Source organism: Psychrosphaera sp. HA2-10 (assembly GCF_055693745.1).
On the sequence record NZ_CM146341.1, the window covers coordinates 1,335,961 to 1,350,928 of the forward strand.

The following is a 14,968-nucleotide window of genomic DNA, read 5'->3' on the forward strand; positions in this document are numbered from 1 at the left end:
TAATTAGGCTAATTCGTCTAAACACATTTCTTCACGAATCTGAGCACACCATTGCTTAACACGTTGTTCTGTTAGTTCTGGTTGGCGATCTTCATCAATTCCTAAACCAACAAAGTGGTCTGCATCTGCCATTCCTTTAGAGGCAACAAAGTCATAACCTTCCGTCGGCCATTGCCCTAATAGAATAGCGCCCTTAGTTTCAACGATGTCTCGTACCATACCCATAGCGTCAAGGAAGTATTCTGCATAGTCTTCTTGATCACCACAGCCAAATATAGCAACAAGCTTTCCATCAAAATCAATTTGCTCTAACTCAGGAAAAAAGTCATCCCAATCACATTGAGCTTCACCATAGTACCAAGTTGGGATACCAAAAAGTAATAAGTCGTACTCAGCAATTTCTTCCTTAGTACTCTTTGCAACATCATGAACATCAATTAGATTTTTGCCCAATTCTTTCTGGATCATCTTTGCTATATGTTCTGTATTACCAGTATCGCTTCCAAAATAGATGCCTACGCTTGCCATCGGATTAACCTTCTAATAAATTTTTTAATGATTCTTCTATTAACTCTGCTAGTAGCTCACTACGGCTTATACCGCGCTGCTCAGCAATTACTGTTGCATCGTCATAAATTTCACGATGTAATTTAATTTCTACTCTTTTTAAACCAGCTTGTTTGTCTCGGGTAAGCTGATTTTTTTTATTAATTCTTATTTGTTGTTCACGACTATAAGGCGAAGATTTAGGTCTGCCTCTTTGTTTGTCAGTTGCAAACAGGTCAATAGTCGTTCTATCAATTGTTGCTTTTGCCATTTAAGATAAACCGTTACTTTCCCAAAAAAATTGAATAATTCCTTTCGCAACAAAACCCGCACAACCTAGGAACAAAACTAACCAAACAAATACGCGGCCAAATTTTGGCACTTCGCCTTTTTTCAAAACATCTTGTATCGCCAAGCCAATAAACACAAAAATGCCCAAAAAAAACAAATTTAGTCCAATTGTTTCTGCAATTGCATACTGTTCTGGTGTCATTACTTCATACCTTAAATGACCAAAAACCTAGGTCTGTGTTTTAGATTTACCACTATTTCAGTTCTATTGACCGAAACGGCGGCGGATATTAACAAATTTACAATCTTATTTCAGCTATTGAGATAAAAAATCTCTAGATATTTTTACAAATGCGACTGTACGTTCCGCATGTAACCAGTGACCAGCACCATTAATAGTTTTAGCCTGCACGTTTGGAAAGCGTGACACTATGTGCGGACGATAATCTGGCGTAACATAATTTGACTCACTACCAATTATAAAAAGGGTCGGCTTAGTAAACTCAGCGACGATATTTGCCTTTATAAGTTCATCGTAGTCCTTTGACAACTGCTCCAAGTCAAAACGCCACTTCCAGCCCGAACCTGACTCTTTGTTTCGAACTAAACTTTTTAATAAAAAGCTGCGTACTCCTGGTTCTTCAATTCGTTCGGCCAAGATAGCATCAGCTTCCTGGCGACTAGTTAAGCTATCAAGCGGAACGGCTTTTAGGCTTGATATAATTGCATCATGTCTTCTTGTATATTGAACGGGCGCAATATCGGCAACGATCAGCTTTGACACTAAATTAGGTTTCGTGAGTGCGACTTCCATTGCTATTTTTCCACCCAGTGAGTGACCTAAAATAGCGACAGGGCCAATATTCAACTCAGTTATAAAATTTGCAACCTCCGTCGCCATATTGCCTATTGAAAGCGGTGAGACGCTATCTGAGTCGCCATGGCCGGGAGCATCGATTAAGAAAACCTTGAATTGGTTAGACAGTTCTCGAGCGACGCTTTTTAAATTATCAGATGTACCAAATAAACCATGAATTATGACTAGAGGTTCGCCGTCGCCTATGGTTTGAAAATGTATTGTCATTGACACTGCCTTGAAAAATTTTTCGTTAAAACATCCATACTTGATCTTTATTTTCCCTTACACCACGTATTAATGCAATTAGGGTTTAAGAGCGGCTTTGATTCTGGTTATAATGATGGCATTCTTTAACGCCTACCGTTAACGATCATTTGAATCAAATAATAATTAGTAATGATTGGATTTTATGAAAACTATTCAAATAGACGATGATTTATATCAATTTATCGCCGCAAATACGCAAAAAATTGGCGAAAGTGCCTCCGATATATTAAGACGACTGCTGTGGGAACATGCAGAAATAAAAACAGTTGAAGTGACTTTAAAAAGTAACTCAGAGGAAATCGCAGTTTTAAAACGTGAAAACTCAGCGGTTGTCGAGTCTAAAAATATAGAAGAAAAAAATAACGAAATAGATTCAACAACTATAGAGCCGCAGGAAATCGTTACACCAAGTGTAAATGATACCGTGATATGCAAAGACACAACTGTATTTAATTTATTGAATAAAGAAGAAGTGGCTACGCAAAAAGGGGCTGTTGGTCGTTTTCTTTTTATATTGAGTAAACTTCATCGAGCGCACACGAATACATTTACAGATGTTCTTAGTATAAAGGGCCGTGAACGAAATTACTTTGGTCTTTCGGCATCCGAACTGGAAGCAAGTGGTAGTAGTATTAAACCTAAGCAAATACCAAATAGCGAATATTGGGTAACAACAAATAACAACACGCCACGTAAAAAGTTCATCATTTTCGAAGTAGCTCGCCAGTTAGGCTATGCTGAGTCTGATGCAGAAAAGCTCAGAGAATTAATTTAAGGAAATATTGATGGCAATGCACCCAAGAGCCGGACAGCCTGCAACCGCAGAAGACTTAATCAATGTACCCAGGTTGATGACTTGTTACTACCTAAATGAACCAGACATCGAAAAATACCCGGAACAACGTGTCGCATTTGGTACGTCGGGGCACAGAGGCACAGCGTTAGATACAACGTTTAATGAAAGCCATGTTTTAGCAATTGCTCAGGCTATTTGTGAATATCGTATTGCGCAACATTATGAGGGGCCAGTTTATCTTGGTTTTGATACCCACGCTTTATCTGAAGCCGCTTTTGCCTCGGTGATCGAAGTACTGGTGGCGAATGAAGTGCAGGTAATTGTGCAAGAGGGTTTAGGTTATACGCCAACGCCAGTAATATCTAACCTGATCATTGAACATAATAAAGCACATCCCGCATTTTTGGCTGATGGCATCATCATAACGCCATCGCACAATCCACCACAAGATGGCGGTATTAAGTATAATCCGCCTCATGGTGGACCAGCAGATAGCAAAGTAACAAAGTGGATTGAAGATAGAGCAAACAAATTGCTCATTGAAGATTTGCTTGATGTAAAACTATTTCCATACGCGCAAGCTTGGCAAACAGGTTACGTTAAAGAGCAAAATTTTGTTGAAGATTATGTAAATGGTTTAGAGCGCGTAATTAACTTTGCAGCCATAAGGAAAGCAGGCGTAAGCATAGGCGTTGATCCTCTTGGCGGGTCGGGTATTGCATATTGGCCACAAATAAAAGAGCAATACGGTATAGATCTTAAAATGGTTAACCAGACGGTCGATCCGACTTTTTCATTTATGTCATTGGATAAAGACGGCAAAATCCGAATGGATTGCTCGTCAGAAAAAGCGATGGCCAGCTTAATTGGTTTAAAAGATAAATTTGATATCGCTGTTGCAAATGACCCCGATTATGATCGTCATGGCATAGTGACCAAAACGCACGGGTTAATGAACCCAAATCATTACTTATCGGTTTGTATTGACTATTTGTCAAAACAACGTCCTGAATGGGATAAGAATCTTAAAATTGGTAAGACCTTGGTTTCGACATCAATGATTGATCGCGTTGCTAAAGCCAACAATAAAGAAGTTGTTGAGGTACCAGTAGGTTTTAAATGGTTTGTAGATGGTTTAACTAATCACCAGTTAATGTTTGGTGGTGAAGAAAGTGCTGGCGCGAGCTTTTTGACAAGATACGGCGACGTTTGGTCAACAGACAAAGATGGTATTATTTTAGCGTTATTAGCGGCTGAAATTACCGCTGTGACAGGCTTAAATCCATCAGAATATTATGACATGTTAGTTAAAGAACACGGTCAACCTTACTACAAACGTATTGATGCACCAGCAAACGCAGCACAAAAATCTGTTTTGAGCTCGCTTGCTCCGCAAGACATTACTTCTGATACATTAGCGGGTGAAAAGATTGTTTCTGTTCTTACAAAAGCCCCAGGTAATAGTGAGTCTATTGGTGGTTTAAAAGTTGTTACTCAAAATGGCTGGTTTGCAGCTCGTCCTTCTGGAACAGAAGAAATATACAAAATATATATGGAAAGCTTTTTAGGTCTTGAACATCTGGAAAAGATCGAAAAAGAAGCTCAATCAATAGTCACAGCCGCGTTTAGTAACAAAGGTTTATAACTTTAATATTATGCCAAATTTTGCCCTGCAAACGTATGTAGGGCAAAAAGTCCGGCCATCAGCTTGGTCAAAAACCTCCTAACCTATATATTCCTTCCCAAGATTTTGACTATTCTTGAACTCAAGCAATTCGGAATTAAATTCTGAACATTTAGTAAAATAAGGCTGAGTCTGGAGACAACAGGGCATTTCAAATGGCGAATAACAATAAATCGAATTTTCCTCTCACTGCTGCCATTACGGCGCAGACATTTAAAGAATCTATCATTAAGCATTTAAATGCGACGCATGGCACAGACATAAATAAAGCGACTAATCGTAGTTGGTGGGATGCCGTGACTTCGGCTCTAAACGAGCACGTTCATAGCAGTTTAAGTCAAACACAAAGAACGTATTTTGAAAATGATACCCGTGCGGTTCATTACTTTTCTTTAGAATTTTTAATGGGTCGTTTAACGGGTAATAATCTTCATAATTTGGGTTTATATGATGTTGCGAAACAAGCGCTGAATGACTTGAACGTCGACATTTCTGAGCTAGTTGACGAAGAAGAAGATATGGCCCTTGGCAACGGCGGTCTTGGTCGATTGGCAGCTTGCTTTATAGACTCATTGGCAACAATGCATTTACCAGCTGTAGGCTATGGTATTCATTATGAACATGGCTTGTTTCGTCAAGAGTTTCAAGATGGCCATCAAATTGAACGCCCAGATAGTTGGCGAGAATATGGTAATCCATTTGAAATTTGTCGCCCTGAAAGTGTTCAAGAAGTCCCTGTTTATGGATATGTTGAAACAAAATTTGATGACAAAGGCGGAATATCAAAAGTTTGGCATCCAGGACGCGTAATTAAAGGCGTGCCGTGGGATGTTCCTGTTGTCGGTTACAAAGGCACCAACGTTAATATATTAAGGTTGTGGGAGTCTAGAGCATCAGACTTTTTTAATTGGGACGTATTTAATGCTGGCGGCTATCACGATGCGCATAAAGAAAATGTAGAAGCGGAAACAGTATCTAAAGTTTTATACCCAAATGATGATACAGACGCCGGTAAAGAGCTGCGCCTTATGCAGCAATACTTTTTCAGTGCTTGTTCGCTAAAAGATATTATTAAACGATATCAAAGAGTGCATAACGATGACTGGAGTCATTTTAGTGCTCAAGTAGCGGTACAATTAAATGATACTCATCCAGCTATCGCAATTCCTGAGCTACTTCGTATTCTTGTGGATGAATATGGACAAGACTGGGAATATGCATGGACTATTTGTCGAGAAACCTTTAGTTATACAAACCATACGCTATTACCGGAAGCATTAGAGAAGTGGTCGGTTCGTTTATTCGAAAAACTACTGCCACGACATTTAGAGATAATCTACGAAATTAACCAACGTTTTTTAGCTACTGAAGTCGAGGCTAAATGGCCGGGTAATGATGTAGTGAAAACGAAGCTTTCTATTATTGAAGAAGGCAACGAACGTATGGTGCGAATGGGCAACTTAAGTGTTATCGGTTCTAACAAGGTAAATGGTGTAGCAGAAGTACACTCGGCCTTGGTAAAAACCGACCTTTTTCCTGAATTTGATGCGTTGTGGCCAGAAAAATTAACAAATGTTACAAACGGTGTGACGCCAAGACGTTGGTTAAAGGCTTGCAATCCTAGTTTGTCTGACCTAATTGATAGAACTGTGGGTGATCAATGGCCGACCAACCTAGAGTTGCTTAGAGATCTAGATAAATCAGCCGATGATTTAGCGTTCCAAAACGAATTTATGGCGATAAAGCATGATAATAAAGTTGCGCTAGCAAAAGTAATTAAAGAGCTGACGAATGTCGAAGTCGATCCGAGTGCTATTTTTGATATTCAGATAAAAAGATTGCATGAATATAAGCGACAACACCTTAATTTACTTCATATTATGGCGTTGTATCGACGACTGTTACAAAACCCAGATTATGACATGCACCCTCGAGTATTTATTTTTGGTGCCAAAGCCGCACCCGGTTATGCATTGGCAAAAGATATAATCTACGCCATCAACAAAGTAGCCGATAAGGTCAATAATGATGCAAGAATTAAAAACAAGTTAAAAGTTGTATTTTTACCGAACTATCGAGTTTCATTAGCAGAAAAAATGATACCAGCGGCGGATGTTTCCGAGCAAATATCAACCGCCGGTAAGGAAGCTTCTGGAACAGGGAACATGAAGCTGGCATTAAATGGTGCAATTACGATCGGTACGCTTGATGGTGCAAATATTGAAATTGCTGAAGAGGTTGGTAATGATAATGTGGTTATATTTGGCCTAACTGTTGATGAAGTTAAAGCGGTGAATAAGGCGGGATATAGCCCTTGGGACTACTACTATGGAAATCCAGAAATTAAAGCAGTACTAGACTGGTTTGAAACAGACTACTTTACACCGGGCAAACCTGGTGAACTGGCCTCAATAAAACATAGTCTTTTAGAAGGGGGCGACCCTTACTTATGTTTAGCTGATTTTGATGGTTATTCTAAAGCACACCAACAAATAAATGCTAAATACACAGATAAACGTGGCTGGGCAAAAAGTGCAATATTAAATACGGCGTACATGGGTAAATTTAACTCTGACCGTTCAATCCAAGACTATGTTGATAGGATTTGGAAACTTAAGCCTTACCCAGTTAAAAACGCGTAGAATTATACGTTTTGATTAAAAGATGCCTAGCTTATGCTGGGCATTTTTATATACATAATAGTTAGTGTTGCGCGTATATAATCAAGCGGATTGTTATGTATTTACTTGTAGCTTTGCTAATATGGCATGCGCTAACTTTTAGAAATTTAGGACTTTTCCCATATGCATGATCTTATTAAAACTGACTTTTTAACACTGACCCGTCAACACGAGTGGCATTTAGACGCGTTTATAAGTTCAAACGAGATATATAACATAAGCGTTTGGGATACCGGTGTTATTAAGTTTGAGCCCAAAACCTTGAAAAAAGAGCAAGCTGAGCAGGCGTTTGTCTTTTCATCTGCGATTCACGGTAATGAAACGGCGCCTATTGAGATTTGCAGCGACATAATTAATTCTCTTGTAGCAGGTGATTTAATTATTAAACATCCAGTCCTATTTATGTTTGGTAATCCCGCCTCTATCAATATCGGCGAGCGATTTGTAGAAGAAAATATGAACCGACTTTTTAGTGGCTATCATTCGTTACACGAAGGGCAGGCTACTAAAGTATTTCTCAATAAAGAGCGTGAGCGAGCGTCTAAGTTGGAACATTACATGACCAATTTTTATGCTGAATATACAAACGCTGAGAGAACGCATTACGACTTACATACAGCAATAAGGGACTCTGCCCATGAGAAGTTTGCTGTATACCCATATGTGCACGGAAAACCCTGGAAAAAACAACAGTTTGAAACGTTAAAAGCAATGGGCGTAACGACGTTTTTATTAATGGAGAAACCGGCGACTACGTTCAGCTATTACTCGTCTAATACACACGGAGCAAATTCTTTTACTGTTGAGCTAGGAAAAGTTAGACCCTTTGGTGAAAACGATCAAAGTAAATTTGTCGCTGCTAAATCCACATTAATAAATTTGTTACAAGGTCATACTTATGCCGGTGATAATTTTAATTCAGCAAATTACCAAATCATGACTGTGTATCGTGAAATTAATAAACATGATCAATCGTTTCAGCTTAGTTTTGCCGAAAATGTAGCTAACTTTACTCAATTTAAAGCCGGAGACCAACTCGCAACTGAGAACGGCGTCGCGATCGTGACCGAAAAAGACGGTGAGGCTATAGTCTTTCCAAATGCTAATGTCGCAATCGGGCAAAGAGCATTGTTAACAGTTCTACCTACTGATATATCCGCTAACTTAGTTTGACAAGAAAGTCGCTAAACAACTCGTAATGGTGGCACTTATCATTACGAGTTCGTTTGTTAAATATTCACTCTAGTTTAATAAATAGCCAAAAGTGGCAATTTATCTGAACACTTTATATCTCTAAACTATTTACTCTAAACCCCTCAAAAATTGAACGAAATCCCGCTCGCAGGTAAAGTCCTGCACAATCTATAATATTGTATAAAAATAATGATCAAATTGCGCTCTGTTAGGGGTCTAGGCCATAACAAACGATTTGAAGAAAGGGGATAGGATTCAATGGCTAAGCTATTAAACGTTGAAAATCCAACTAATACGATTCGTAAAGATACGTTAGAGCTGGATTTTGTTGGTGAGCACGCATTGTCGATACCGACGTTCAAAATGTTAGATGACAATGGCGAGCTTTATAAAGGCGCTCAAAAGTCTTCCATGAATAAAGAGACAGCAATTCGTATATATGAAACGATGCGTTTTATTCGTGTATTTGATGAACGTATGTTGGCAGCTCAACGCCAAGGCCGGGTAAGCTTTTATATGCAATGTCTTGGTGAAGAAGCTGCGGTAACCGGAAGTGCAGCTGCGTTAGAAGACAAAGACATGATCTTTGCCCAGTATCGTGAGCAAGCAGCTCTTGCCTATCGAGGTTTTAAGCTCGAACAGTTTATGCACCAAATGTTTTCAAACGAAAAAGATTTTGGTAAAGGCCGTCAAATGCCTATTCACTATGGTTCAAAAGAATTAAATTATTCTACGATCTCTTCGCCATTAGGCACGCAAATCCCTCAAGCAGCGGGTTACGCCTATGGTCAGAAGCTTAAAGGTGATGGTGCATGTACGATTTGTTATTTTGGTGAAGGTGCAGCATCAGAAGGTGATTTCCACGCTGGTTTAAATATGGCGGCGGTCCATAACTCGCCAACAATATTCTTTGCTCGTAACAACGGCTACGCAATTTCAACACCAGCAAGTGAACAGTTTAAAGGCGATGGTATTGCTGTGCGTGCTACTGGATATGGCATGAAAGCCATCCGAGTTGACGGTTTTGATGCACTAGCGGTTTATGAAGCCGTTAAAATGGCAAGAGCTTACTCCGTTGAGAATAACGCGCCAGTTTTAATTGAATCAATAGCATACCGTTTAGCTGCTCACTCTTCTTCAGACGATCCTACGGGATATCGTGAAAAGGAAGAAGAAGAAACCTTCCGTGATAATTGCCCAGTTGAGCGATTCCGTAAGTACATGGTTAAGCAAGGTTGGTTAGATGAAGCTGAAGATGAGAAGGTAAAAGAGCAAATAAAAGTGCAGGTACTTGATGCACTAAAAGTGGCAGAAAAGGTCGCTAAACCAGCTCTTGAAGAGATAGTTACAGATGTATATGAAGAAGTACCAGCCCATCTGCAAAAGCAATACGAGCAACTAAAAGCACATATCTTAAAATACCCAGAGTCGTATCCTGCTACGGCAAGTCGTATAGGGGAGTCTAAATAATGGCTAAAATGAACATGTTACAGGCGATAAACTCCGCGTTAGCGATCGCTATGGAAGAAAACGAAAATGCCTGTATCTTCGGTGAAGATGTTGGTGCATTTGGCGGTGTATTTAGAGCCACTAGCGGACTGCAAGAGAAGTTCGGAAAAGATCGTGTTTTTAATACTCCTCTTGTAGAGCAAGGTATTTTAGGTTTTGCAAACGGCTTAGCTGCACAAGGTACATTGGCTATTCCAGAGATTCAGTTCGCTGACTATATATTTCCAGCGTTTGATCAAATAGTAAATGAAACCGCTAAATTCCGTTTCCGCTCAGGTAATGAATTTAATGTAGGCAACATGGTTATTAGAACACCATACGGTGGTGGTATTCACGGTGGTCTCTATCACTCACAATCACCAGAAGCGTATTTTGCTCATACACCAGGCCTTAAATTGGTATTTCCAAGAAACGCATATCAAGCGAAAGGCTTATTAGCGGCTAGCTTAGAGAGTAATGACCCTGTTATTTTCTTTGAGCCAAAGCGCTTGTATCGTGCATCAGTAGGTGAAGTGCCAGAAGGAAAGTACACCATTCCATTAGGAAAGGCGGAAATCGTTCAGCAAGGTGATGACGTGACGTTGTTAGCTTGGGGAGCTCAGGTAGAGATGCTAGAAAAAGCGGCTGAGATGGCTGAAAAAGATGGTATTTCCTGTGAAGTTATTGATCTTCGGACCGTAGCACCATGGGACGTCGAAACCGTAACTGCATCTGTTATTAAAACGGGTCGTTTAGTCGTGTCACAAGAGGCCCCTTTAACGGGAGGCTTTGCGTCTGAAATTGCAGCGACAGTTCAAGAAGAATGCTTTTTGCATTTAGAGTCTCCAATAGAACGTGTTTGTGGTTTAGATACGCCATACCCATTAGCACATGAAAAAGAATATATGGCCGATCATCTAAAAGTTTACGAAGCGATTAAACGCTCTGTTAATTATTAAGTCTGGAGAATTAAGAATGAGTACTGATTTTATCTTACCAGATATTGGTGAAGGCATTGTAGAGTGTGAAGTTGTTGAGTGGTTAGTGTCCGAAGGCGATACAGTTGTAGAAGACCAACCAATTTGTGAAGTGATGACAGATAAAGCTATGGTTGAAATCCCGTCTAAAAGTGACGGTGTTATTACCAAGCTATATTATAAAAAAGGCGAGATTGCTAAAGTTCACGGTCCTTTATTTGCGTTGCAAGAAGCTGGCACTGCTAATAATGAGCAAGCTTCTGAGTCAAAACCAAGCGTTGAGACAATAACGTCTGCGGCGAGCCACAATGGCGCAACCGAATTAAATGCTACAGGTACAACTCTAGAGGACTTCCTACTTCCAGATATTGGAGAAGGCATAGTAGAGTGTGAAGTCGTTGAATGGTTGGTTAAAGAGGGTGATGTTGTAAAGGAAGATCAGCCGATTTGTGAAGTAATGACTGATAAGGCTATGGTTGAAATACCGGCTAAAAGTGATGGTGTTGTCGCAAAGTTATATTATAAAAAAGGTGAAATAGCGATAGTGCACAAACCTTTGTTTGCTATTGAAGTTGAAGGTGCGACAGCAGTTTCAGGCGCAGAAGATAAAGCTTCTACAACAACTGATAAGGTTGTTTCCATTGATACTCAAATGACTAAGTCGGCTTCAGCGGACGTAAATAATGAGTATTCTACTAGGAAAAAAGCCGTCGCTTCACCGGCCGTTCGCCGTTTGGCGCGAGAGTTAAACTTAGACATTACGGTAGTACCGGGTTCTGGTGCTAAAGGACGTGTTTACAAACAAGATCTACTCTCTTTTAAAGATAACGGCGTACAGTCATCTAATAAGCTTGCAAATGCTTCTAAACAAGATGTCGCGACGTCATCCTTACCGTCTGAAAGCAATCGGGTAGAGCCTATACGAGGCGTAAAGGCCGCTATGGCGAAAGCTATGCAGGTGTCAGTTTCTACGATTCCGCATTTTACCTACTCTGATGAAGTTGACTTAACCGCGCTATATGAATTACGTAAACAATTAAAGCCTGAGTACGAAGCTCAAGGTATTAAGCTGACAATGATGCCATTTTTTATGAAGGCGATGTCAATGGCAATGAAGCAATTCCCAATTATGAATTCTCAGCCAAACGAAGACTGTACAGAGTTAACGTATTTCAATGATCACAATATCGGTATGGCGGTAGATTCTAAAGTCGGACTTTTAGTTCCTAATATCAAGGGATGTCAATTGCTAAGCATTAAAGATATTGCAGTTAAAATGACTGAACTTACAGAGCAAGCCCGAGCTGGACGGTTAGCACCTGAGCAGCTTAAAGGTGGCACAATCTCAATATCTAATATCGGTGCACTAGGTGGAACTACAGCAACACCTATAATCAATAAACCAGAAGTTGCTATTGTTGCGCTTGGTAAAATGCAAACATTGCCACGCTTTGACTCAAATGGAAATGTTGAAGCAAGACGTATAATGAATGTAAGTTGGTCTGGTGATCACCGCATTATAGATGGTGGAACAATTGCACGTTTTAACAATTTATGGACTAAATATTTAGAAAATCCTACGTCTATGATTATGGATATGGTGTAGATAAATATTGCGAAATAAAAAAGGCTCTTAATTTAATAAGAGCCTTTTTTTTACAATTTTTGCGTTAGTTACAACTTAGGGCTAATCGTTACAATTAGAAAGTCGTAATTACTTTAACATCGGGCGTGACTTTTGATGCATCGATGTAACCAATAACGCTAGGGTTAGTAGAAACCAGTTTTAGAACCTCATCGGCATTGGCAACAGACTGCGGTGGGGTACCTTTCCCTGTGAAAACCAACTTTGACCAGTAGGCTTTTAATTGGCTCTCTGAACGTTTAAGTACCTTCTCGTTAAATTCAGCTGTTGCAGCTTGACTATTGTCTAAATTAACAGGAATAATTTGGTTTCCATCAGGGAACGATTTCATTTTGCCTGTAAATATCCTGGCAACATCTTTTTCATCTAGGCTAGCGCCGTTAGAAGGGTGAACAATCACTGCAATTTCCGATACTGCATTAAACGAAAATAGCGCTAAAATAATTAAAAGTTTTTTCATTGTTTATTCCTCTAGAAAACCAAATCTATACCAAAAGTTAGCGATTTACTGTCACCGGCCACGGCATACTCATAGGAGTTGTCATTCACGATGTCATATTGCACTTTAAACGCTGCTGATGGATGAAAGTTGTATCTTAAGCCGACAGAAGTTGTATCGTGATCTTCGCCGTCAGTAATTGGTGAACCGTCTAAGTACTCGCCTGTTTGATCGAGTTTAGAATAGGACAAATAAGGCGTTACACTTCCAAAGTTATGTCCAACACTCACCATTAACGAGTCAAGCTCACCGTCATCGTCTAATTTTAATTTGTTTAATTCTGTGAGAAGAAAGGTATCTCCCCATGTCGCATTAACTGCAATACCTAAAAATGTACCATCACGTTCTGTACTGCCTCCCCACGTTTGTTGTACACCACTACGATAGCGTTCGTTAGTATACGTCATTGCTGTAAATCGAAACTCTAACCAATCATTACTTGTGTTAACGACAGCACCAAAAATGTCTTTCCAGATCTCTGTTGTCGGCTCAATAAAAAAGAACTGACTTAATAGTCTATTGTTTACACTCTCTTCTTCACCAGTATAAAAGTTTGCTGAGACAGACCAATCATTGACTTGCGTCGTGTATAAAGCATTAATGCCATTGTAGTTAAAAACTTGCCATGTATAAGTATCAGCAGGTGGTCGTAGCCATACATAAGCAAAACCAACATCATAAAAGTCTGAGTAGTAAAATAATGGAAGGCGCTTTTTACCAGCTTGGATTGTCCAATTGTCATTTACTTCATAAGACAAATAAGCCCATTCAAAGGTGGTATTAAAATTATCTGCGCCTCTAGAGACGATTTGCGCAGTCGCAGATAGACCGTCTGAAAGTGTGGCTCTGACCTGTAGACCAAACAAGCTTTCTTGTTTAAATGATAGATCTTCGGTGTACGCTGATACGATAGGGTAGTCAGCTAAAAAAGTTGGGGGAACATCATAATGTGGAACACCGTCTCCACTCAATACTTTACCAGCGGTAATGCTAGCAAAGCCAGTGAAGTCGATATCAGCTTGTGCACTTCCTTGCGCCAACAAAGCACATGCCACCGTGGCTGCATAAATCTTTGTTCGCATATTTTGAGACCTAAAAGTTAATTAGTGTCTTAAAGGTATATAACTGAAAGTGAAATTTTACAAATCAGGATGGCAAATTTATTGAATTTAGGTGTTATAAACGCAAAAAGGCACAACCTAAGTTGTGCCTTTTCTTCGAAATGTGGTGGAGGGAGGTGGATTCGAACCACCGAAGGTAGAACCGTCAGATTTACAGTCTGATCCCTTTGGCCACTCGGGAACCCCTCCAGAACGAGACGCATAATAACAAAGAAAAAAAATCTGTAAACAAATAATTAAAGAAAATTTACCGACTGCCGAAATAATAACTAATTGAAGTAAATAAGAAGTTTATATGTCGAATAATTGGCCAAACAGCAGTTCAGATCACTCTGATTTAAATACGAATAAAAATGTAATTAGAGAGTCAGCCTATTATTCACAATTCCGTCGCGCTGTAGACTCATCAGATAGCCAAAGTTTTGCATTACTGCTTTCAATGATTACACAAGATGCCACTGAATTTGATCAGTTTCATCAAGTAGACACGCCGACTAATCTTAACGAAAACGCCATCACCGACATTTTTCCTACAGCCAAACCCGACATATATGGTGCGGGTAACTCGGTCCGTGCATCAAATCAAAATAGACTGGTTCATAATGGTCAATATCAAGATGTTCGGTTAGAGAACACTCTCAAGCCAGAACCCCTTTGTTACAAAAAGGCAGTTTTTGACGACGAATTAGTCAATAGTTTAGATTTTAATGTAAGACAAAAGTTAATAAATACGAGTCTAATCTCAAAAGATATTCCTACACAACGTAACTCAGATGTAGATAAAGATGCAAAAGTTGTGAATATACATAGCATTAAACGTCCAAATTCAATGGATATCGACCTTTGGTTTAATACCCTAACAGCTTCAAGAAGTTTAGACTTAGTGGGATAGAACTGGTTATAATCGACTACTATTCTTT

General features: G+C 39.5%; 14 protein-coding genes and 1 tRNA gene. 8 read left to right on the forward strand and 7 right to left on the reverse strand.

Annotated features, from left to right (window positions below):
• Positions 1–3: 3 nt before the first annotated feature.
• From fldA to ACZ1GV_RS06095, 4 genes are all read right to left on the reverse strand, one after another.
• Positions 4–528: a flavodoxin FldA gene (fldA, locus tag ACZ1GV_RS06080; RefSeq protein WP_472675688.1), complete on the reverse strand. Its 525-nt coding sequence runs from the start codon at positions 526–528 to the stop codon at positions 4–6.
• Positions 529–532: 4 nt separating this feature from the next.
• Entirely contained in the window at positions 533–817 is a 285-nt protein-coding gene (gene ybfE, locus ACZ1GV_RS06085) for a LexA regulated protein (RefSeq protein ID WP_210559516.1), read from the reverse strand.
• On the reverse strand, positions 818–1,039 hold the full coding sequence (locus tag ACZ1GV_RS06090) for a DUF2788 domain-containing protein (RefSeq protein WP_472675689.1): 222 nt from the start codon (positions 1,037–1,039) through the stop codon (positions 818–820).
• 114 nt (positions 1,040–1,153) lie between these two features.
• Positions 1,154–1,921, reverse strand: coding sequence for an alpha/beta fold hydrolase (locus tag ACZ1GV_RS06095; RefSeq protein WP_472675690.1), 768 nt, complete (start codon positions 1,919–1,921; stop codon positions 1,154–1,156).
• Positions 1,922–2,105: 184 nt separating this feature from the next.
• On the opposite strand from ACZ1GV_RS06095, the gene seqA reads away from it, so the two are divergent.
• From seqA to ACZ1GV_RS06130, 7 genes are all read left to right on the forward strand, one after another.
• Positions 2,106–2,738 carry a replication initiation negative regulator SeqA gene (gene seqA / locus ACZ1GV_RS06100; protein WP_472675691.1) on the forward strand — a complete coding sequence of 211 codons (633 nt, stop codon included), beginning with the start codon at positions 2,106–2,108 and terminating at the stop codon, positions 2,736–2,738.
• Between the two features lie 10 nt (positions 2,739–2,748).
• On the forward strand, positions 2,749–4,404 hold the full coding sequence (gene pgm / locus ACZ1GV_RS06105; RefSeq protein ID WP_472675692.1) for a phosphoglucomutase (alpha-D-glucose-1,6-bisphosphate-dependent): 1,656 nt from the start codon (positions 2,749–2,751) through the stop codon (positions 4,402–4,404).
• Between the two features lie 194 nt (positions 4,405–4,598).
• Positions 4,599–7,085, forward strand: coding sequence for a glycogen/starch/alpha-glucan phosphorylase (locus ACZ1GV_RS06110; RefSeq protein WP_472675693.1), 2,487 nt, complete (start codon positions 4,599–4,601; stop codon positions 7,083–7,085).
• A 162-nt stretch (positions 7,086–7,247) separates the two neighbouring features.
• On the forward strand, positions 7,248–8,297 hold the full coding sequence (gene astE, locus ACZ1GV_RS06115; RefSeq protein WP_472675694.1) for a succinylglutamate desuccinylase: 1,050 nt from the start codon (positions 7,248–7,250) through the stop codon (positions 8,295–8,297).
• A gap of 279 nt (positions 8,298–8,576) precedes the next feature.
• Complete coding sequence (locus tag ACZ1GV_RS06120) at positions 8,577–9,788, forward strand: thiamine pyrophosphate-dependent dehydrogenase E1 component subunit alpha (RefSeq protein ID WP_472675695.1); 1,212 nt, start codon at positions 8,577–8,579, stop codon at positions 9,786–9,788.
• A complete protein-coding gene (locus ACZ1GV_RS06125; protein WP_472675696.1) occupies positions 9,788–10,765 on the forward strand; it encodes an alpha-ketoacid dehydrogenase subunit beta in 978 nt (325 codons plus the stop codon). Before ACZ1GV_RS06120 ends, ACZ1GV_RS06125 begins: the two co-directional genes overlap by 1 nt.
• 16 nt (positions 10,766–10,781) lie before the next feature.
• Positions 10,782–12,389, forward strand: coding sequence for a dihydrolipoyllysine-residue acetyltransferase (locus tag ACZ1GV_RS06130; RefSeq protein WP_472675697.1), 1,608 nt, complete (start codon positions 10,782–10,784; stop codon positions 12,387–12,389).
• Positions 12,390–12,483: 94 nt separating this feature from the next.
• Here the strand turns inward: ACZ1GV_RS06130 and ACZ1GV_RS06135 are convergent, their stop codons facing one another.
• The 3 genes from ACZ1GV_RS06135 to ACZ1GV_RS06145 form a co-directional block, all read right to left on the reverse strand.
• Positions 12,484–12,888: a type 2 periplasmic-binding domain-containing protein gene (locus ACZ1GV_RS06135; RefSeq protein ID WP_472675698.1), complete on the reverse strand. Its 405-nt coding sequence runs from the start codon at positions 12,886–12,888 to the stop codon at positions 12,484–12,486.
• An 11-nt stretch (positions 12,889–12,899) separates the two neighbouring features.
• On the reverse strand, positions 12,900–14,009 hold the full coding sequence (locus ACZ1GV_RS06140) for a porin (protein ID WP_472675699.1): 1,110 nt from the start codon (positions 14,007–14,009) through the stop codon (positions 12,900–12,902).
• Between the two features lie 143 nt (positions 14,010–14,152).
• Positions 14,153–14,237: transfer RNA gene (locus tag ACZ1GV_RS06145), tRNA-Tyr, on the reverse strand.
• 106 nt (positions 14,238–14,343) lie between these two features.
• Between ACZ1GV_RS06145 and ACZ1GV_RS06150 the strand changes: the two genes are divergently transcribed.
• Positions 14,344–14,940 (forward strand): VC2046/SO_2500 family protein, encoded by a 597-nt coding sequence (locus ACZ1GV_RS06150; protein WP_472675700.1) that lies wholly within the window; start codon positions 14,344–14,346, stop codon positions 14,938–14,940.
• Positions 14,941–14,968: the final 28 nt, after the last annotated feature.

Bases quoted from the DNA above. Each gene is read 5' to 3' on its own strand.
- fldA (WP_472675688.1), bottom strand. From the start codon at position 528: ATGGCAAGCGTAGGCATCTATTTTGGAAGCGATACTGGTAATACAGAA.
- ybfE (WP_210559516.1), bottom strand. From the start codon at position 817: ATGGCAAAAGCAACAATTGATAGAACGACTATTGACCTGTTTGCAACT.
- ACZ1GV_RS06090 (WP_472675689.1), bottom strand. From the start codon at position 1,039: ATGACACCAGAACAGTATGCAATTGCAGAAACAATTGGACTAAATTTG.
- ACZ1GV_RS06095 (WP_472675690.1), bottom strand. From the start codon at position 1,921: ATGACAATACATTTTCAAACCATAGGCGACGGCGAACCTCTAGTCATA.
- seqA (WP_472675691.1), top strand. From the start codon at position 2,106: ATGAAAACTATTCAAATAGACGATGATTTATATCAATTTATCGCCGCA.
- pgm (WP_472675692.1), top strand. From the start codon at position 2,749: ATGGCAATGCACCCAAGAGCCGGACAGCCTGCAACCGCAGAAGACTTA.
- ACZ1GV_RS06110 (WP_472675693.1), top strand. From the start codon at position 4,599: ATGGCGAATAACAATAAATCGAATTTTCCTCTCACTGCTGCCATTACG.
- astE (WP_472675694.1), top strand. From the start codon at position 7,248: ATGCATGATCTTATTAAAACTGACTTTTTAACACTGACCCGTCAACAC.
- ACZ1GV_RS06120 (WP_472675695.1), top strand. From the start codon at position 8,577: ATGGCTAAGCTATTAAACGTTGAAAATCCAACTAATACGATTCGTAAA.
- ACZ1GV_RS06125 (WP_472675696.1), top strand. From the start codon at position 9,788: ATGGCTAAAATGAACATGTTACAGGCGATAAACTCCGCGTTAGCGATC.
- ACZ1GV_RS06130 (WP_472675697.1), top strand. From the start codon at position 10,782: ATGAGTACTGATTTTATCTTACCAGATATTGGTGAAGGCATTGTAGAG.
- ACZ1GV_RS06135 (WP_472675698.1), bottom strand. From the start codon at position 12,888: ATGAAAAAACTTTTAATTATTTTAGCGCTATTTTCGTTTAATGCAGTA.
- ACZ1GV_RS06140 (WP_472675699.1), bottom strand. From the start codon at position 14,009: ATGCGAACAAAGATTTATGCAGCCACGGTGGCATGTGCTTTGTTGGCG.
- ACZ1GV_RS06150 (WP_472675700.1), top strand. From the start codon at position 14,344: ATGTCGAATAATTGGCCAAACAGCAGTTCAGATCACTCTGATTTAAAT.